Source organism: Vibrio sp. L85, assembly GCF_963871815.1.
Lineage (GTDB): Bacteria > Pseudomonadota > Gammaproteobacteria > Enterobacterales > Vibrionaceae > Vibrio > Vibrio harveyi.
This window is the reverse complement of the sequence record NZ_CAWMYL010000243.1, coordinates 139,868-159,818: the sequence shown is the minus strand read 5'-3', so window position 1 is coordinate 159,818 and position 19,951 is coordinate 139,868. Positions and strand designations below refer to the sequence as shown.

Sequence of the window (19,951 nt, the reverse complement as noted above, 5' to 3'; positions counted from 1 at the left end):
ATGGCTTTGTGGGTTTATTTGCACTTCCCTCGCCTGCAGCTAGACGCACTCTTTGGCGATAACCAAGAGCAACCCGTGGTGATTGTAGAAAGCCAACGTTGTCGGATCATTCAATACAACGAGATTGCCGAGCAACAAGGCATTAAACCAAATATGGGCTTGGGTAGTGCGGCTTCTTTGTGCCGAGATTTGCAAGTGCATCCTTATCATCCGCAAACCGAATTGAGCAAGTTACAAGAAATTGCGCAATGGCTGTATTTGATCACATCTGACGTCGTATTGATGCCAAACCAAGGTATTTTACTGCGCGCAACTCCAATGCTTAATCTGTATGAAGGGCTCCAAAACTATTGGAATAAAGTCAGAGCTCACTTATCGGAGCTGAAACTGAGTTTTCAATTCGGATGTGGCTTTTCGCCTTTTTCTGCCAAATTGATGGCATTAGCAGGGACGAACGTCATCAACGAAGACAAATCTGCCATACAACAAGCCTTATCGCCACTACCGTTAACACTGACAGATTTATCAAGCGCTACTGTAGAGAAGTTACAACGTGTAGGCGTCACCACACTGCAAGGCTTACTTGAACTGCCACTACAAGACATTGCACGCCGATTCGATATTGATTTGGTGAACTACGTTGGCCGACTGACTGGACAGTTTAAACACCCTGTCGACTTTTATCACCCTACCGAATCCTTCCAAGTTTATTTAGAACTGCTGTTTGAGATTGAAAACGTCCAATGGATTGAAAAGCCACTAGCTAAGTTGCTTCGTCAGCTCGAAACCTTTCTCAAGCTGCGTGATAAAGTCGCGTTTGAACTCTGTTTAACCCTCCACCAGCGAGACAAGCAAGCGCAGCACCTTCCGCTCACATCCGCACAAGGTGATTACTTGTACCAACGTTGGCAACAGCTCGCGAGTTTGAGTTTGGAATCCGTCACGTTAAACGGCCCTGTTATCGGTCTGACGTTAAAAGTAGAACGCCAAGGTGAGCCTTTAAGTTCTGCACGCGATTTTTTTGCTGGGCAAAAAGGGCAAATGAGCGCATTAGAGCTGCTCTCTTTACTGCAAGCCAAATTGGGCAAAAGCGCAATACTCAAACCCAATATTGCCTGCGATCCAAGACCAGAGAAAGCCAGCCAATATCGCCCAGCCGATGAGCCAGATGTCTCAATTAACACCGTTCCTGCTCTACTGCGCCCCGCGATGCAATTGCCCGCACCTATCGCGCTACAAGAGCAAATATCTCTAGTACATGGACCTGAGCGTATTGTCTCTGGATGGTGGGATGGTGATGAGATCATGCGTGATTATTACATTGCGCACACCAAGCAAGGTCGCTGGTTATGGGTATTTCGCGATCAGCACAAACATTGGTTTCTCCATGGCTATTTTTGTTAAATCGACAGTTATTTTTATTAGATCGTTATGAGTTACGCAGAACTGTTTTGTCAGTCCAACTTCTCCTTTCTCACTGGCGCTTCTCATGCAGAAGAATTAGTGTTGCAGGCGGCGTTTTATCGCTATCAAGCCATTGCAATCACCGATGAGTGCTCCGTCGCAGGCATTGTGAAAGCCCATACGACCATCGAGCAGCATAAACTCGACATCAAGCAAATTGTCGGCAGCATGTTTTGGCTCAATGATGAGTGCCAAGTGGTACTACTTTGTCCTTGTCGTAAAGCTTATGCAGAGCTGTGCCGGATCATCACTAATGCAAGGCGACGTAGCGAGAAAGGCAGTTATCAATTGTCTGAATGGGACTTGATGTCGATTCGTCACTGTTTAGTACTGTGGCTCCCTACTCATCAAGAAAGCGACCATTATTGGGGGCGTTGGCTCCAGCAACACCACGCTCATCGATTATGGGTCGCGATTCAACGTCATTTAGACAGCGACGATAATGCCTACACCACACACTGTGAGTTACTGGCAAGCGAGTTCGAATTACCAATTACCGCTTGTGGTGGCGTCTTAATGCATGCGGTTGAGCGCTTACCATTGCAACATGTCTTAACCGCCGTAAAAGATAGTTGTAGCGTCGACAAGCTTGGCTTTGGTCGTTTATCTAATGCCGAGCGAGCACTGCGTCCATTGAACAAACTGTCTCGAATTTACAAATCCGAATGGCTAGCAGAAAGCACTCATATTGCGAGCTTGTGCGCATTTAAGCTTTCAGAGCTGAAATACGAATACCCAACAGAACTGATTCCGGACGGTTACACTCCTACTACTTATCTACGTATGTTGGTCGAGCGTGGTAAAAAGCGACGTTTTCCTGAGGGCGTACCCTCAGACATTCATCAAACCATTGAGAATGAATTAACACTCATTGAAGAGCTGCAATATCACTATTACTTTCTCACCATTCACGACATTGTGATGTTTGCTAAACAACAAGGCATTCTCTATCAAGGGCGAGGTTCCGCAGCGAACTCGGTGGTGTGCTACTGCTTAGAAATCACTGCCGTCGATCCTAGGCAAATCTCGGTCCTGTTCGAACGCTTTATTAGCCGAGAAAGAAAAGAACCGCCAGACATTGATGTCGACTTTGAACACGAGCGCCGTGAAGAAGTCATTCAATATATTTACAAAAAGTACGGGCGCGAGCGTGCCGCTCTGGCAGCCACCGTTATCAGCTATCGCTTTAAAAGTGCCGTGCGTGAAGTAGGCAAAGCGTTGGGGATTGAAGAGACTCAATTGGATTTCTTCATCAAAAACGTTAATCGACGTGATCGCAGCCAAGGTTGGCAAGCGCAAATCATCGAATTAGGATTGCAGCCAGAGTCGTTAAAAGGTCAGCAGTTTATCCAGTTGGTGAACGAGATCATTGGCTTTCCGCGCCATTTATCCCAACACGTAGGCGGCTTTGTGATTTCTTCTGGTCCTTTGTACGAACTGGTGCCTGTTGAGAATGCTTCGATGGAAGATCGCACCATTATTCAATGGGATAAAGATGATTTAGAAAGTTTAAAACTACTGAAAGTCGACGTCCTCGCGCTCGGCATGTTAAACGCGATCCGTAAATGCTTTCAATTGGTCGAGAAACACCATCAGCGATCACTGTCGATTGCCGAGATCACGCGATTGCAAGACGATCCGTACGTGTATCGTATGATCCAAAAAGCCGATACCGTTGGTGTGTTCCAAATTGAGTCTCGCGCGCAAATGAGCATGCTGCCGCGTTTAAAACCCGCGCGTTACTATGACTTGGTGGTGCAAATTGCCATTGTTCGCCCGGGTCCAATTCAAGGTGATATGGTGCATCCGTTTTTAAAACGACGAAATGGTGAAGAGCCAATCAGCTATCCATCAGAAGAAGTGAAAAGCGTACTAGAGCGCACTATGGGCGTGCCGATTTTCCAAGAACAAGTAATCAAACTGGCGATGGTAGCGGCAGGATTTAGTGGTGGTGAAGCCGATCAATTACGCCGTGCAATGGCGGCATGGAAGAAGAACGGCGATCTTGCCAAGTTCAAACCTAAGCTGATCGACGGAATGCGTGAGCGAGGCTATGACTTGGAATTTGCTGAGCGCATCTTCGACCAAATCTGCGGCTTTGGTGAGTATGGCTTCCCGGAAAGTCACTCGGCCTCTTTTGCTGTGCTAGCTTACTGCTCTGCATGGTTGAAATATTACTACCCTGCTGAGTTCTATACTGCCCTACTCAACAGCCAACCGATGGGCTTTTATAGCCCTTCACAATTGATTCAAGATGCGCACCGACACGGTGTTGAAGTGCTGCCTGTTTGCATCAATCATTCCTCCTATCAGCACCATTTGGTCAAACGTCCGAATGGTCGCCTTGGTGTGCAACTGGGTTTTCGCTTAGTAAAGAGCTTTAATCAGGAAAGCGCCTTTCGGCTAGTTGAACGACGACCAAACTCCGGCTATCGCGCTATCCAAGAGGTGAAGCAAATCTTAAGAAACCGCCGCGATATTGAGTTACTCGCTTCTGCTAATGCGTTTCAAATCCTTTCAGGTAATCGCTATAACGCTCGCTGGGAAGCGATGGATTCACTATCAGACTTACCTTTATTCCATCACATGGAAGAGCCAATGGTAAGTTACCAGGCTCAGCCTTCTGAATACGAGAACTTAGTTGAAGATTATGCCAGTACCGGACTATCACTAAGTCGCCATCCGATTACGTTGCTGGAAGAAGCTGGTAAGTTACCGCGTTTTACTCGGATGAAGCAGTTAGTCGAAAAAGAGCATAAATCTTTAGTGACGGTTGTCGGTGTTGTCACAGGCAGACAATCTCCCGGCACCGCTGCTGGAGTGACCTTTTTCACTTTGGAAGACGATACAGGCAACATCAATGTGGTGGTATGGCGAGCAACAGCACGCGCCCAAAAGCAAGCTTATCTCACTTCAAAGGTGTTGATGGTCAAAGGAATTTTAGAGCGTGAAGGCGAAGTCACGCACGTGATCGCAGGTAAGCTCATCGATTGCACGCACAATCTTGCTGAGCTGAAAAGTAAATCACGCGACTTCCATTAAGCAATCATGTTTTAGAGGTAGGAAAAGGCATTGCACCGAAAAAAGTAAAGGGAGGTCAAGCCTCCCTTTTTGATTCTGCTGAATTAATCTTCAGTCATCGTTTCCGTACGCTTAGTCTTGTATTTCCTATACAGTAACAAGGATAAAGTCATGATGACTTTCGATGTTAACCATATCATTAAACGGAAGTACCCTATATTGATAAGTCTAAATAGACTCATAGGTGAAAAGTGACGCGATATACTTTACATATTTCATTCTCAGAAATATGTAAAACAGTTTAGCAATCACCGTTCAATTAATCACCTATTCTTATGGATTAATTTAGGGCTCACTGATTAATTCTACGTATATAAAACTTGACGCATTCTGTCTTGTGCGACTTCAACCAAAAGATCAGGCTGGAACTTAGAAATAAAGCGATCACACCCCACTTTTTGCACCATGGCTTCGTTGAAGCTACCACTTAAAGATGTGTTTAAGGTGATAAACAACTTGGACATTCTAGAATCAGAACGCACTTCATGAGTCAGCCTATACCCGTCCATCTCTGGCATTTCCGCATCCGTAATCATCATCAGCAATTCTTTTTCGATGTCTTTGCCTTCATCACACCAACGTTTAAGAACCGTTAATGCTTCTAAACCGTCGCGACATTCGATGATGTTCAAACCAAGCTGAGATAAGGTGTCTCTTACCTGATTACGCGCGGTTGATGAATCATCAACAATGAGGACATTTTGTCCAATCATCGCTTGAGCCAGTTCTCGATCTAGTATGCCGTCAGAGATGGTCACGTCATAATGAACGATTTCAGCCAGTACTTTTTCTACATCAATAATTTCAACGATTTGAGATGAATCCCCATCTTTCACTTGGGTGATAGCAGTTAGGTAGTTAGAGCGTCCTGATGTAGATGGTGGCGGCTGAATCTCAGTCCATGCAGTATTGATGATGTTGCGAACCGGTCCTACAAGGAAACCTTGAATAGAACGGTTGTACTCGGTGATGATCAAGTTCTCTTCTTCAACTTCACCACGCAATGGAGGGAAACCGATCGAGCAACGTAAATCAATCACAGGCACAGCTTCGCCACGCAAAGATGCCACACCACGAATGTTATAGTGAGAACCTGGCAGCTTAGTAAGCGGAGGCAGTTTGATCACCTCTTTCACTTTAAAAACGTTAATCGCAAATAACTGGCGACTATTTAGCGTGAACAGCAAAAGCTCTAGTCGGTTTTCACCTACTAGATTTGTACGCTGATCAACCGTATTTAACACTCCGGACATACCACTACCTAACTTTGAACGACTACCTTTCACTCTTTATAGAAAACTGTGTTGGAACAACAAAGTAATACTTTTTTATGAGTGTTCTACAATACTTACGAAAATTACATTAATGCTATTGATATAGCAATGAAGCAGCGCTCAGATTCGAGTTTTCTCTGCTCATATGATCAAAAAAGGGCGAACCTTCCTGTTCACCCTCTGTAAATGCCCTATTCTGATGTCAGAAAAATTAACCTTCAATCACCTTCATCAACAACTGACCGTCGTACAGTGCTTGCTTAATCAAAGCCGCTCCCGGCATGGTCGCTTGTTTATAGAAACGAGACTCCACCAGTTCAAGGTCTTGGTGGTAAACCGGCAAACTTTGTTCTTCAATACAACGACGAACAGCAGGATAAAGCACCTCTTTCGCTTGGTTGATCACCCCACCAATTAAGATCTTTTCTGGGTTAAATAGGTTAATAACAATCGCAATGGCAGAGCCTAAGTAACGACCAAGCTTCTCGATAACATCAACAGCCAGAGGGTCGCCATTTGCAGCCGCCTCACAGATACTTTCAATGCTCATTTCTTCTTGTTCAGCAAGAACTGAAGCTTCACCTTGAGCAATACGAGTCACAACCTCTTCTCGAATCGCTTGTGAGCTGGCAACGGTTTCAAGGCAACCAATATTGCCGCAATGGCAACGTTTGCCATTCGGATCGATTTGGATATGACCGAGTTCACCGATGTTACCGTGTCGACCTTGTAGCACTCGACCATCCAAGATAATACCTGCGCCTAAGCCGTGGTGAATAGAGATAAGAACCGAGTTGTCGTTGTCTTGTGAATGACCAAACAGTTTCTCTGCTAGTGCCCATGCACGCGTATCGTTGGCAATAAAAACCGGTAAGCCTGTTGCTTTGTATATTTCAGGACCTAACGCTAGGTTCTCAACATTGTAATGCGGCATTTGCAACACGATACCCTGCTCTGAGTTCACTAGACCGGGCAGAGTAATCGCAATACTGGTAACACGATCAAGTTGATCGGCGTAGGTTTGGAAGAATTCATCAATTTCGTAGAGTAAACGTTCCAGCACATCATCTTGGTCACGTTCATGGATATCGATTTTGGTATCGATAAGAACGTCACCGCCAAGCTCGTGCAGTGCAATCGTCAAGTAGCCTCGACCTAAACGCATCGACAAGAATTGCCAACCTTCATTATTGACCTGTAACCCCACCGCAGGACGACCGCGACTGGTTGCTTCCTGTACCGTTGTTTCATGGATCAGGTGGGCTTCAATCAATTCTCGAGTGATCTTAGTGATACTCGCAGGCGCAAGCTCACTTTGCTTGGATAAATCAATTCGAGATATTGGACCCTTTAGGTCAATTAGTTTGTATACACGACCAGCATTGACCTGTTTGATATGATCAATATGGCCCGGTTGAGCCATGTACATCTTGCACTCCGAAATTCTATAACGGGATAATTTTTTTACTTTGCGAAGTAATTGTGAAGTGAATTGATAAATCCCCGTGACAAGCATCACGTATAAACATGTTTGTTTGTGTATTCAATCAAATAACTAGAAATCGACTCCTGTTAAATTGTTTGAAAAATAACTTATTTTATTCATCAAATTAGGTTGCAACACCTGTGTGTTGATGTTTTTTCAGCACTTTGACCTAAATGCCAACAATCCGCGCATACTGTGCATATACTTAGCGAGAATAGAATTCGAGTTATCTAGTCCTACACCTGCATTCTTCGGAGAATCTATGACTTCCATATTAAGAAGAACCAAAATTGTTACAACGCTTGGCCCTTCAACAGATAAAGACAATGTCCTTGAAGAGATCATCAAAGCTGGAGCAAATGTCGTCCGTATGAACTTCTCTCACGGTACCAGTGACGATCATATTCAACGCGCGCAAAAAGTCCGTGCTATTGCGGCAAAACTAGGACGTCAAGTTGCCATTCTTGGTGATTTACAAGGTCCAAAAATCCGCGTATCCACCTTCAAAGATGGCAAAATTCATCTTGATGTCGGTGACAAATTCACACTAGACAGCGATTTACCAAAAGGTGAGGGAAACCAAGAGTCCGTTGGTTTGGATTACAAAGAGCTACCGCAAGACGTTTCACCTAACGATATCCTGCTCCTTGACGATGGACGTGTTCAACTGCAAGTCACCAGTGTCGAAGGGAATAAAGTTCATACACGCGTCACCGTTGGTGGCCCTCTGTCTAATAACAAAGGTATCAACAAGAAAGGTGGCGGTTTATCTGCCGATGCATTAACAGAGAAAGACAAAGCGGACATTCTCACTGCCGCTAAAATCAAAGTCGATTACCTTGCGATTTCTTTCCCTCGTAATGGCGAAGACATGCACTATGCTCGCCGTTTGGCAAGAGATGCAGGTCTAGAAGCAAAACTCGTTGCCAAAGTTGAACGAGCAGAAACGGTAGCCACCAGTGAGTCGATTGATGACATTATTCTTGCGTCCGATGTAGTGATGGTTGCTCGCGGCGACTTGGGCGTAGAAATTGGCGACCCAGAGCTTGTTGGTGTGCAGAAAAAACTCATCCGTCGTGCTCGCAGCTTAAACCGCATCGTGATTACTGCGACTCAAATGATGGAGTCTATGATTGCGGCACCGATGCCAACCCGAGCAGAGGTCATGGACGTTGCCAATGCCGTGCTAGATGGTACAGATGCGGTAATGCTTTCTGGAGAAACGGCAGCAGGTCAATTCCCAGTAGAAACTGTCAAGTCCATGGCAGAAGTATGTATGGGCGCAGAGAAGATGGCTGAAGCAAGCTTGTCGACGTATCGCTTAGATCGCACCTTTGCAACCGCAGAAGAAACCATCGCAATGTCCACTATGTACGCAGCTAACCACATGGAAGGCGTAAAAGCGATGATTGCCTTGACCGAATCTGGTCGCACCGCGCTCATGATGTCTCGTTTGAGTTCAGGTCTGCCTATTTTCGCGTTATCACGCAACGAATCGACACTGAATCGTGCTGCGCTTTATCGTGGGGTAACTCCGGTGTACTTTGACTCAAAAGGTGGCGCAGGTCTAACTACCGCGCACGATGCAATTGTGACGTTAAAAGAACAAGGCTTATTGGATGAAGGGGATTTGGTGATCATCACTCAAGGTGATGTTATGGACGTGGTTGGTTCAACCAACTGCATGCGAATCCTGTCAGCATAAGTTCTACACTTGATAAGCAAGGGCACCGAAATGGTGCCCTTTTTATTATCTAGGCTGTCTCTCGACCTTCCATATTTAATTTGTCGTAAAGCTGAATCAGGTTAAAACCGGTTTGCAAACCAAGCTGATAATCATGCTCAAGAGCTTCAGGGTCACTTAAAAGAGATGAGGATTGCAGCTCCTCTTTCGGCGCCAATTGCAAAATAAAAGTATCATCAGGAGGTGCGCTAAGGAAAGCTTGCGTCAACTCGAAGGTTTGATAGTGGATCATCAACATGTCTGCTAATCCAGAATCAAAATTCTCACCAATCAAATGGCTCAAACGATAGAGGTTATCGGCTCCAAATAGCCAGCGCCCACCATTTAATAACTTTCTGCCAGACAATTTAGATTGATGTGCTGCGTTAATTTTTTGCTGCAAGAAATTGCTCCAATCTTCCTTCCATTGATGGACCTTATCTTGCCAAGATTCTTGAACCGAGTTTATGGACTCTCGGTACCATTTGATCCCTTCTTCACCAAGCTCACTTTGCGCTTTGGCTTCCGATTCAGAGAAAGGCTCAGTGCGGATCACTATGATATTTCGTGCATTTTTACGCCACGCTTCTTGAACGGGAATCGATGCAGAAACGCCGCCATCAACAAAATGCTGCCCGTTTACATTTACAGCACCTTGATACAGTTTTGGAATAGCACATGTAGCCACCATCGTATTGAGCCAATCACCACCGAGTATTGGTAAGTAGTGGTCTGAGAGCGTATCGACGTTAGTGACCGCAGCAAACGCTCCTCTTTGACCTAGCGCAGAGCGACCAAGATCCAGATCGAGTTTATAAGGGTAATCTTGAATACGTTCGAGCGCCCACTCCAAACCTAAGTACTGTTTTTTACGAATGTAGCGGATCAGATGGAAGAACTCGGGAGCCGTGGTCAGATCGGTTATAAAGGCTTTACCCATACCATGCTGACGGCAAAGGAAAGCACAAAGGTTAAGCGCTCCGGCAGACGTACCATAGAATTCGTCGAATGGGTCGAAATTAGAGAGAAGAAATGCGTCTAGCACACCAGCGGTAAAAATCCCTCTCTGCCCTCCTCCTTGTGCGACAAGGGCAGTTTTGCCATTTCTAAACTGCTCATACACTTGAATGTCGAGCTCAGCATGGCTATCAGTGATAATACCGCTGTTGCGTATCATAGGCGTAATGCCGTTAGTTTAAGCCGTCGTAATCGCAATGATGCCAAAAGAGAGTAAAACTGCGAATACCGTAACGACGATGAGTAGGGCTGATTTTAGATCGTGTTCCATAGACACCTCCTTTTGTTGTAACAAATTAATAACACCAGTGTGAATTATGTTCAAGAATTGCCTAATTTAGTCGCACGATTTTGACTAAGGCATCACAATTAGCTTAGTCATAATAAGGAGATAGCAAATGAACAATAAAATTGGCTGGCTAGTTGGGAGTGTATTATTGGGCTGTTCTATGGCAGCTCAAGCAAACGTTATCGTCACTCCCTACATTGGCTTCACGGGAGGAGGCAAAGTAGAAGATGAAAACAATCGCACCTACGATCTTGACCCTTCAATTAACTACGCTTTATCGGTAGAGACTCCTTTTGAAATGGGTCGCTTAGGTTTGTTCTATTCGAATCAGTCTTCTGAACTACAAGATGTAAACAACTCAGCAGACATCCATTACCTGCAGTTTCAAAGCAGCATCTACTATCCAGTGGCGACAGGTTGGCAAAGTTATGTTGGCCTTGGATTAGGTGCTTCATATACTGATGCTGATTGGGTGGATGACAAATACGGTTTCTCAGCTAGTGCTTTCGCAGGACTTGAGTACACATTTTCTAAAAACTTTGCATTGACCGCTCAAGTTCGTTGGTTAGGTACCGTTGTTGACAATGACACCTCAGGAGCATGCGTGCTTCCTACTGATGGTTCTTCTTGTGTAATCAAGTTTGAAACCGACTGGATGAACCAATTTCAATCCAATATTGGCTTTAGCTTCCGCTTCTAACGACTTTCACTTCTAAAGAATCGTTTTGACGCCAAATCGTCTATAGGGTGTATCGAACGCAGAGATACGCCCTAATAATCAAAAAGAGTTTATTTGACCAAGATCACATCAATAAGACAGTCATATACTCTGAAAATAACCCCATCTCACTGATCAGATAACCTAGCAAATCACGATTTAACAATATTTAAACCAGATAAAATCTCGCCGTTAACATTTAGAATCTATTGCGATAAATAATGTAAAAAGTTAGTCTGAAGACAGAAAGCAGAAGAATATTTCAGCTTTTGCAAACACACATCAAAATTTAAAGCATTTAATTCTAATTCTTCATTGGCAAAACAAAGTAAAAAACCAGAAAGTAACAATAATACCGAATTTAGGATAGAAAACTGACGGATAACAGTTGCCCTTTATTCTGCTGGGATTTACACCTGCCAAGAAGAGCTTCATTCCTTAGGGAGTTGTACAGGAGTCAAATATGAAGCGAGAACAATGGGGATCCCGTGCGGGATTCATCTTAGCTGCAGTCGGTTCAGCCATCGGTCTGGGTAACATCTGGCGTTTCCCTTATATGGCTTATGAGAACGGTGGTGGTGCCTTTTTTATTCCTTACCTTTTCGCCATGATTACTGCTGGTATTCCATTTATGATCCTGGAATTCAGTATGGGTCAAAAATACCGTGGTTCTGCTCCGAAAACATTAGCTAAAATCCACGCCAAGTTTGAGTGGCTTGGCTGGTTCCAAGTGGGTGTAGCTGCGGTTATCGCCGTTTACTACGTCGCTGTTATTGGCTGGGCAATTTCTTACTTTGGTATGTCGTTTACCCAAAGTTGGGGTTCTGACACCAATGCTTTCTTCTTTAGTGAATACCTAAAACTTGGTGATAACTCACCAACGGATTTGGGCAGCATTCAATGGAAGATCGCAGTATCCATGCTGATTGCTTGGGCAATCACCTACACGGCCATTGTGAGTGGTGTTAAATCGGGTATCGAACGAGCATCAAAAATCATGATGCCAATTTTGTTCATCATGGTCGTGTTCTTGATTGGTCGTATGATTTTCCTTCCTGGAGCACTAGATGGCGTGAACTACATGTTTGAGCCTGATTTCAGTAAGATTTGGGACGTGAAAGTGTGGGCAGCTGCGTACGGACAGATCTTCTTTACCCTAAGTATCGGCTTTGCCATCATGCTAGCATACTCCAGTTATCTGCCTGAGAAATCAGACATCACGAATAACGCCTTCATGACTGTCCTTATCAACTGTGGTTTCTCCATCTTAGCTGGTATCATGATCTTCTCAGTGCTTGGTTACATGGCTCAAGAGCAAGGTAAACCACTGACTGAAGTCGTCTCTGCTGGTGTTGGTCTTGCGTTCGTAACGCTACCTGCCGCTATCAATTTGTTACCAGCGCCATATATTCTTGGTCCGCTGTTCTTCTTTGCTCTCGTTGTAGCTGGCTTAAGTTCGCACATCTCAATCATGGAAGCGGTAACATCTGCAGTTATCGATAAACTGAAATGGAGCCGTAAAAAAGCGGCAAACGTGGTGATTGGTATTGGCTTTATTGTCTCAATGGCATTTGCAACCAACGGAGGTCTATTATTACTTGACCTTGTCGACCACTTTGCTAATAACGTCGGCATCATGGTTGGCGGTCTGGTTGAAATCGTCCTAATGGCTTGGCTACTTAAACAAGTGCCAGAAGTTCGTGACTATGTAAATGAGCGTTCAGATTTCTCTATTGGTCAATGGTTTGTAGTCTGCCTACGTTTTGTTACTCCAATCATGCTAGCAATTATCCTAGCAACTAAGCTATATGCCCTTCTAACAGAAGGTTACGGTGGCTACGACCTAACTCTTGGCTGGGCAGTGATTGCCGCGCTATTTGTTTTTGGTGTACTGATTAACGTGGTAAGCAAGGAGAAAGCGTAATGACAACAAGTGCAATTATTATGATGGTTATTGGTCTTGGCATCACTTGGGGTGGCGCAGCTGTGTGCATCAAGCGAGCGATGGATAAGCAGCAATAATACCGATCCTATATCAAGAATAATGCCGGCGTTGATGCCGGCATTTTTGTATCTGCTTTAACTCAAAAGCTGTATTTAACCCCAAGAGCTCCACCAATTTGAAGATCGGGTCCTTTATACAGATCGAGCTCTGGATGAATTTGCGCATAGAGATCCCATCCTTTTGAAAGATCCCAATTCACGCCAAGCGGAACACGAAAACCAAATTCATCATCCCACTCGTACCAACCACCAACACCTACATACCAGGTCAGCGGCATATTTTGCTCAAAAGAACCACGTTTCGCGATATAGTCAAATGCCATACCGTCATTACCGATGATACCTCGATATTTATCATCGATTTCAACTACGACACTCAATTGCTGATCCACTGCCATACCAACGGAAAAATTCGTCGGTTGGTTTGCTGCCATACTTACACTAGGTAACAGTGCTGCTGCCAGCATTATTTGTTTTTTCATACACGTCATCACTCTAAAAAAACGGCGTGCATAATTCAAACATGATTTAGTTTTGGTATATCAGCAATGAGTAAGGGAGAGGTACGAAAAACGCTACAACTGTAAGGCTGCGTATTGTGTCACGATGTGGGACGTTAAATTAAAGATAAGCCGTTAGTCGTCGTGGTTTCAGCATGAAAAACAGGCACAAAAAAAGGAGACCGAAGCCTCCTCTTTTCTATGAATGACTGAGATTAGCCGTGGTTACGAATCCACTCATCCATTTCAGTTTTTAGGTTATCAGACTTAGTACCGAAGATAGCCTGAACACCACCTGCTACAACTACAACACCAGCAGCGCCTAGTTGTTTTAGCTTGTCTTGGTCAACAGCAGCTGTATCAGCTACCGCTACACGTAGACGAGTGATACATGCGTCTAGACCAGTGATGTTTGCTTTGCCGCCGAATGCTGCAACAAGCTCACCTGCCATGTCAGAACCAGAAGTTGCAACAGCTTCTTCAGATTCATCTTCACGACCTGGAGTTTTAAGGTCAAGAGCAGTGATTACTGTGCGGAATACTACGTAGTAGATTACAGCGTAAACTAGACCAACAGCTACCATCAGACCCATCTTCTGAGCGTGACCAGATAGAACTAGGAAATCGATCAGACCATGTGAGAATGAAGTACCGTGTACGAAGCCTAGAGTGTTAGCAACAACGTATGCAGAACCAGCTAGTAGAGCGTGGATACCGTATAGTACAGGAGCAACGAATAGGAATGAGAATTCGATTGGCTCAGTAATACCAGTTAGGAATGAAGTCAGTGCAGCTGACGCCATGATACCCATTACTTTCGCGCGGTTTTCTGGTTTAGCACAGTGAGCAATAGCGATTGCTGCAGCTGGTAGACCAAACATCTTGAACATGTAACCACCCGCTAGCTGACCGAAGCCATTACCAGCAGCACGAGATGCATCATCTGCAACTAGGTAACAAGTTAGTACGCCGTTTTGAGTTTCACCAGCAGCGTTCACACAAGTACCTGCTTCGAAGAAGAATGGTACGTTCCATACGTGGTGTAGACCGAATGGGATTAAAGAACGCTCAACTACGCCGTAGATACCGAACGCAAGCTGTGGGTTTTGGTGTGCAGCCCAGTCAGAGAATGCAGAGATTGCACCGCCGATTGGTGGCCATACGATAGATAGTACAACACCTAGGATGATCGCAGCGAAACCAGTGATGATTGGCACAGCACGTTTACCAGCGAAGAAGCCAAGGTACTCTGGAAGTTGGATTTTGAAGAAACGGTTGAATGCCCAAGCAGCAACACCACCGACAAGGATACCACCTAGTACACCTGTGTCGATTTTCTCAACGCCCATGATGCCAGCCATAACGCCTAGCGTTGCTGTCATGATGCCGTAACCAACGATAGCAGCTAGACCAGCTACACCGTCGTTGTTTGTGAAGCCTAGTGCTACACCAACAGCAAATAGAAGTGCCATTTGGCCGAATACTGAACCACCAGCTTGTTCCATTAGGTTAGAAACCACTTCTGGAATAAAGCTTAGGTGGGCAGCACCAACACCTAGTAGGATACCTGCGACTGGTAATACTGATACTGGTAGCATCAGAGCTTTACCAACTTTTTGCAGGTTTGCAAAAAGGTTCTTAAACATGTTTATGCTCCTGATAAATTATAAGTATTATTTGGGCACTAACGGCACACCCCCGTAGCCTAAATGTTAGCACCCAATGAAAATGTAACCACACGTTGCATTATATTTTCCGGCTCTAAATATATATTGATGGCCCTCAAACTTTCCACACAGTTACGAAATTTAGTTTCAAAACAAGCCGCAGATCACACCTAAAAACCGTCGATGAAAAGGTTTGCATTAAACTTATGATATTGTTTTATAAAGATTTTATTATCTACATAATTAATTTTAAGGCGTAAATAAAATAAAGGTCGATGTTATTTTTAGTAACAAAATTACATTTGAGGGATTTGGATGCGGTTAAATCAACAAATTTAGTAAACATTAAACTAAATGATCTTTTTGGTGCATTTATCAACAAAAAAGGGGCAAAAGCCCCTTTTTTAATCTGCCTATTGATTTTTCATCGCAAAAAAAGATTTCGGAAATTTTCGCTGGTTTTTTGCCCAACTTCAGACAAGGCACACTCTTTCAGCTGTGCAATATAGGCAGCAACTTCGACAACATAGGCTGGTTGGTTCTCTTTTCCACGATGTGGAACAGGGGCAAGATACGGAGAATCCGTCTCAATAAGCAACTTTTCAAGAGGTAGGGCTTTCACAACATCCTTCAATTCCGTCGCTTGGCGGAAAGTCACAATACCTGAAATTGAGATGTAAAACCCTAAATCGAGTGCAGCTTCTGCAAAAGGCAGATCTTCAGTAAAACAGTGTATGACGCCACCACATTTTTCGGCTCCGCCATTGCGTAGAATTTCTAATGTATCTTCACGTGCATTACGAGTATGAATAATCAGTGGTTTGTTTAATTCTACTGCTAGGTCAACTTGCTGCTCAAAACGCTCTTTCTGCAGTGCGGCGGTCCCTGGTTTGTAATGGTAATCCAGCCCCGTTTCACCGATCGCCACAACTTTTTCATGGGACGCGTACTCTCGTAAGATATCCATCGAAAAGGCACTTTCAACATCAAGAGGATGAACACCACAAGACGCGTGAACGTTATTGTAAGGTGTGATCATTTCGAGCATTTTAGGGAAAGAGTCCAAAGTCACACCAACGGACAATAACTCAGTAACATTAGCTTGCTTAGCTTTGTTGATAACGTCTTCAACATTAATATGAAGGTCATCGTAATTCAATTTGTCTAGATGACAGTGCGAATCTACGAACATAATGCCTCTCGTGATTCAATTAACCAATTCATAGATAGTAGCTCAAGGTTTAAGCCTGGAAAGGTTTGTCGTTGAGCTTTCAATTCAAGCAGCTTTTGAGCCGCTTGATACAGACAGTTATATCTACCGGGCTGAAACTGAGCGGCGCCAGGAAGCAGATCCACTTCCGTAACACCAAATTGCGCTTTCTGGGCATCGGTCAACAAATACCACGCCCAGTCTAACGCTTTGTCTGGATTCTTAGCCATTAACGTCGCGCACCGAAACACATCTGACAAAGGCGAAGACAAAGTCTCAATCAAGCAGCGCTCAAACGCTTGATACTCATCCAGCTCACCACTTTTTGCTGCTTCCAGCGTATTTATTGGTGAACCCATATTCAACTTAAGCGCATAAGGGGGCACTTGAGAAGCCCCTTGCTCACTCATCCAGCTCATAGCTTGCTCTGTTGAAGGCGTAGCCACGACCCATTGCTGACAGCGACTTTGAATCGTTGGCAGTAATCGCTCATGGTTCTGTGTAACAAGCAAGAACAAACACTTCTGCCCTGGTTCTTCTAGTGTTTTCAACAACGCATTGGACGCAGACTCGTTCATTGCTTCCGCAGGTTCAATAATGAACACGCGATATCCATTTAGCTGTGATGATTCATGAGCAAGACGATTACAAGCGCGGATCTGATCAACCGTAATTGATTTGCCTTCTTTTTCCGGCTTAACCCAATGTAAGTCTGGATGACTATTAGATTGAGTTAGCTGACAACTGTGGCAAAAACCACACGCCTCACTGGTGTAGTTTTGGCACAAAAGAGAGTGGCTGAAGAGTTCAACCAGTTTTTCAACGGCCAACCCTTTCTCACTTTGTAGTAACAAAGCTCCAGGAACTCGCTCTGAATCCAAACTGATTTTGAGGTTATCCCAAACGGGCTGTAACCATGGAAAGTCATTTAACATGAATCACCTCAATCTACCCTCAACTTACTGAGCTGCAAGCCATGCATTTAGTGCAGCTCTGATATCATGTGCCACTTCGTCAATCGACTGCTCTGCATTGATAACTACGATAGAGTCATCTGCATTAGCCAACTCTAGGTAACGCTCACGAGTGCGTTCAAAGAAGCTGATGTCCATTTTCTCAATTCGATCTAGCTCACCGCGACCACGAGCACGCTCAAGACCAACACGAGGATCGATATCCATGTACAACGTAAAAGCAGGTTTGAACTCACCAAGCGTAGTGTCGCGTAAGTTTTTCATCAGCGACGCATCGATTTGACGACCACCACCTTGGTAAGCTTGAGAAGACAAGTCATGGCGGTCACCCACCACCCATTGATTGTTTGCAAGTGCTGGCTTGATTACATTTTCCACTAGCTGGACACGAGCTGCGTAGAGTAAAAGCAGCTCCGTCATATCTTTCAAATCTTCGCCTTCGTGCTCTTCTTTAACCAATGCACGCATCTTTTCAGCGAGAGGGGTTCCACCGGGCTCACGAGTATTAACGATATTTTCAATACCTGCAGCTTTCAGCGTATCCAAAACCGTTTTGATTGCAGTACTTTTACCCGCGCCTTCTAGGCCCTCAACGACAATAAAGTTTGCTTTCATCATTTGTTCTTTCTTAGTTCTCTTAAATAGGCACGTACAGCACGGTTGTGCTCAGCAAGGGATTTCGAAAATACATGTCCGCCCTTCCCACTTGCTACGAAATATAGATAGTTACTGTTTTCAGGGTTTAACGCGGCTTCAATCGAAGCTTCACCCGCCATGGCAATCGGCGTTGGTGGCAAACCATTGATTGTGTATGTGTTGTATGGTGTAGGAGTACGCAAATCTTTCTTGCGGATATTACCATCATAGGCATCTCCCATACCGTAGATAACTGTAGGGTCTGTTTGTAGACGCATACGTTTATTAAGACGATTCACAAATACAGATGCGACACGCTCACGCTCCGAGTCTATCGCCGTCTCTTTTTCAATGATAGAAGCAAGAATCAGCGCTTCGTATTTGTCTTTTAGTGGCAGTTTCTCTTGGCGCTCTTCCCACTGAGCATCCAAAATCTTGTTCAGCTTACTATGAGCACGCTCTAAGATCTGACTCTCACTTGTACCAGCTGTGTAGTGATAGGTTTCGGCAAGGAATAAGCCTTCAAGCTTTTCGCGCTCTATCCCCAGCTTTTCAGCCATCTGCTTTTCCGATAATCCGGTCAAATCATGTTTAACATAAGGCGCTGCACTTAACTGCTCAACCCACTCAGAAAAGCGACTGCCTTCCACAAAGGTAATCGCAAACTGATGTTCTTTACCTGTGTTTAGTTGTTCCAACGCGTCATATAGAGAGGTGTTAGGTTCTAGTTGGTAAGTGCCTGCTCGCACCTGAAGAAGCTCCGGATAGAGATGAGGCATTAAACGAGTGTAGTCTGAAGCTTCGATGATGTTACCTTTCGCCAAGTCACGCATTACTCGGTGAAAGCTGGTGCCATTTTCAACGGTAAACAGCTGAGGCTGCTCAATAAGAATTGGCGAGTTAACGTATTGCTTAGTCTGTGAAACAACGTAAAAAACACTTGCTGCACCAATAACGGCAATCAGTACAACAAACGCAAACAGTTTTTTAATCACGTATTTAGATTCCCTTGAAGTCGTCGAGTCAATTTCCCAATTGGAAAGTCAATCTTGTTCTCTGGTGCTGAAATACCGGAAACCGGTGCTACACCCAATAGTGAATTACACATCCACACCTCATCTGCATCGAGCAAATCTGTCAGTGTGAAATCGGCTACCTGCACTGAGTAACCTTCGCTTTGGAGATATTCCAAAACCTTACGGCGCATCACGCCAGCCACACCGGATAAACACAAACCGGGTGTGAACACCTTTTCATCTTTAACCCAAAAAAGGTTTGCCATTGTAGTTTCAATGACATGATTTTGCACATTTAACGTCACAGCATCAGCAAATTCAGTACCATCAATTTCTGCCTTTGCGAGCACCTGCTCTATACGGTTATTGTGCTTATGTCCGGCAAGTAATGGCTGGATTCCAAGTCGGGTTTCACAAACACCTAATTGCACGCCACGCTCTTGCCAAGCAAGGTAGTGAGCAGGGAATGTAAAATTCGAGATAGTGACAACCGGACCTTCGACACCGCTAGGACTATACCCTCGACCACCACAACCGCGGCTAATATGAATTTTGATTCCGGCAGATTCATCTTTTAAAGTTGCCGACATCGCCCAATCCAAGACCGTACGCCAATCAGGAAAAGGGATTTGTAATGTCGTTAAGCATGCTTCCATACGTTCAACATGCGCTTGCCAATGCTCCAACTGCCCTTTCTTGGTTTTGATGGTAGAGAAACAGCCATCACCATATTGGAAAGAGCGGTCACCGAGTGGAACATGTGTTTGTGGCAGTCCATTTACCCAGAACATTCAGATCCCCTTACTTTCTGATCGACAAATAAAACAAAACGGCTCAATGCTAAGCATCGAGCCGTTAGAATACAAGTATCGCTACTCTAAAACTGTGTTAG

General features: G+C 44.5%; 17 protein-coding genes. 6 read left to right on the top strand and 11 right to left on the bottom strand.

Features of this window, described 5'->3' with window-relative positions; translation table 11 throughout:
* Together AACR11_RS23520 and AACR11_RS23515 are read left to right on the top strand one after the other, a co-directional pair.
* Window positions 1-1,404 carry a Y-family DNA polymerase gene (locus tag AACR11_RS23520; protein ID WP_079325144.1) on the top strand — a complete coding sequence of 468 codons (1,404 nt, stop codon included), beginning with the start codon at window positions 1-3 and terminating at the stop codon, window positions 1,402-1,404.
* A 27-nt stretch (window positions 1,405-1,431) separates the two neighbouring features.
* Window positions 1,432-4,506, top strand: coding sequence for an error-prone DNA polymerase (locus AACR11_RS23515; protein ID WP_029790888.1), 3,075 nt, complete (start codon window positions 1,432-1,434; stop codon window positions 4,504-4,506).
* A 344-nt stretch (window positions 4,507-4,850) separates the two neighbouring features.
* Here AACR11_RS23515 and AACR11_RS23510 read toward each other — a convergent pair whose 3' ends face one another.
* Together AACR11_RS23510 and mlc are read right to left on the bottom strand one after the other, a co-directional pair.
* Window positions 4,851-5,798, bottom strand: coding sequence for a chemotaxis protein CheV (locus AACR11_RS23510; RefSeq protein ID WP_005444843.1), 948 nt, complete (start codon window positions 5,796-5,798; stop codon window positions 4,851-4,853).
* A 232-nt stretch (window positions 5,799-6,030) separates the two neighbouring features.
* A complete protein-coding gene (gene mlc, locus AACR11_RS23505; protein WP_005444840.1) occupies window positions 6,031-7,248 on the bottom strand; it encodes a sugar metabolism global transcriptional regulator Mlc in 1,218 nt (405 codons plus the stop codon).
* Window positions 7,249-7,567: 319 nt separating this feature from the next.
* Between mlc and pyk the strand changes: the two genes are divergently transcribed.
* On the top strand, window positions 7,568-9,010 hold the full coding sequence (pyk, locus tag AACR11_RS23500) for a pyruvate kinase (protein ID WP_005444839.1): 1,443 nt from the start codon (window positions 7,568-7,570) through the stop codon (window positions 9,008-9,010).
* A gap of 49 nt (window positions 9,011-9,059) precedes the next feature.
* On the opposite strand, the gene AACR11_RS23495 is transcribed toward pyk, so the two are convergent.
* Both AACR11_RS23495 and cydH read right to left on the bottom strand, forming a co-directional pair.
* Window positions 9,060-10,205, bottom strand: coding sequence for a patatin-like phospholipase family protein (locus AACR11_RS23495; RefSeq protein WP_005444837.1), 1,146 nt, complete (start codon window positions 10,203-10,205; stop codon window positions 9,060-9,062).
* A gap of 18 nt (window positions 10,206-10,223) precedes the next feature.
* Window positions 10,224-10,316, bottom strand: a complete 93-nt coding sequence (gene cydH / locus AACR11_RS23490) for a cytochrome bd-I oxidase subunit CydH (RefSeq protein ID WP_005444835.1) — start codon at window positions 10,314-10,316, stop codon at window positions 10,224-10,226.
* A 127-nt stretch (window positions 10,317-10,443) separates the two neighbouring features.
* Here cydH and AACR11_RS23485 point away from each other — a divergent pair, with 127 nt between their 5' ends.
* From AACR11_RS23485 to AACR11_RS23475, 3 genes are all read left to right on the top strand, one after another.
* The gene (locus tag AACR11_RS23485; RefSeq protein WP_029790883.1) at window positions 10,444-11,034 is read left to right on the top strand and encodes an outer membrane protein; all 591 of its coding nucleotides are present in this window, start codon (window positions 10,444-10,446) and stop codon (window positions 11,032-11,034) included.
* 481 nt (window positions 11,035-11,515) lie between these two features.
* The gene (locus AACR11_RS23480) at window positions 11,516-12,976 is read left to right on the top strand and encodes a sodium-dependent transporter (protein WP_029790881.1); all 1,461 of its coding nucleotides are present in this window, start codon (window positions 11,516-11,518) and stop codon (window positions 12,974-12,976) included.
* Window positions 12,976-13,074 carry a MetS family NSS transporter small subunit gene (locus AACR11_RS23475; protein WP_005444829.1) on the top strand — a complete coding sequence of 33 codons (99 nt, stop codon included), beginning with the start codon at window positions 12,976-12,978 and terminating at the stop codon, window positions 13,072-13,074. Before AACR11_RS23480 ends, AACR11_RS23475 begins: the two co-directional genes overlap by 1 nt.
* Window positions 13,075-13,136: 62 nt before the next feature.
* Here the strand turns inward: AACR11_RS23475 and AACR11_RS23470 are convergent, their stop codons facing one another.
* The 7 genes from AACR11_RS23470 to pabC form a co-directional block, all read right to left on the bottom strand.
* Complete coding sequence (locus tag AACR11_RS23470) at window positions 13,137-13,538, bottom strand: hypothetical protein (RefSeq protein WP_005444828.1); 402 nt, start codon at window positions 13,536-13,538, stop codon at window positions 13,137-13,139.
* A gap of 233 nt (window positions 13,539-13,771) precedes the next feature.
* Window positions 13,772-15,202: a PTS glucose transporter subunit IIBC gene (ptsG, locus tag AACR11_RS23465; RefSeq protein WP_005439576.1), complete on the bottom strand. Its 1,431-nt coding sequence runs from the start codon at window positions 15,200-15,202 to the stop codon at window positions 13,772-13,774.
* 445 nt (window positions 15,203-15,647) lie between these two features.
* A complete protein-coding gene (locus AACR11_RS23460; protein ID WP_029790878.1) occupies window positions 15,648-16,415 on the bottom strand; it encodes a TatD family hydrolase in 768 nt (255 codons plus the stop codon).
* Window positions 16,406-17,368, bottom strand: a complete 963-nt coding sequence (locus AACR11_RS23455; protein WP_029790876.1) for a DNA polymerase III subunit delta' — start codon at window positions 17,366-17,368, stop codon at window positions 16,406-16,408. Before AACR11_RS23455 ends, AACR11_RS23460 begins: the two co-directional genes overlap by 10 nt.
* Before the next feature lie 24 nt (window positions 17,369-17,392).
* Window positions 17,393-18,025 (bottom strand): dTMP kinase, encoded by a 633-nt coding sequence (gene tmk, locus AACR11_RS23450; RefSeq protein WP_033001763.1) that lies wholly within the window; start codon window positions 18,023-18,025, stop codon window positions 17,393-17,395.
* On the bottom strand, window positions 18,022-19,038 hold the full coding sequence (gene mltG / locus AACR11_RS23445; protein ID WP_009698487.1) for an endolytic transglycosylase MltG: 1,017 nt from the start codon (window positions 19,036-19,038) through the stop codon (window positions 18,022-18,024). The genes tmk and mltG overlap by 4 nt, the downstream gene beginning before the upstream one ends.
* Window positions 19,035-19,850, bottom strand: coding sequence for an aminodeoxychorismate lyase (pabC, locus tag AACR11_RS23440; RefSeq protein ID WP_005444813.1), 816 nt, complete (start codon window positions 19,848-19,850; stop codon window positions 19,035-19,037). Before pabC ends, mltG begins: the two co-directional genes overlap by 4 nt.
* Between the last annotated feature and the right edge of the window lie 101 nt (window positions 19,851-19,951).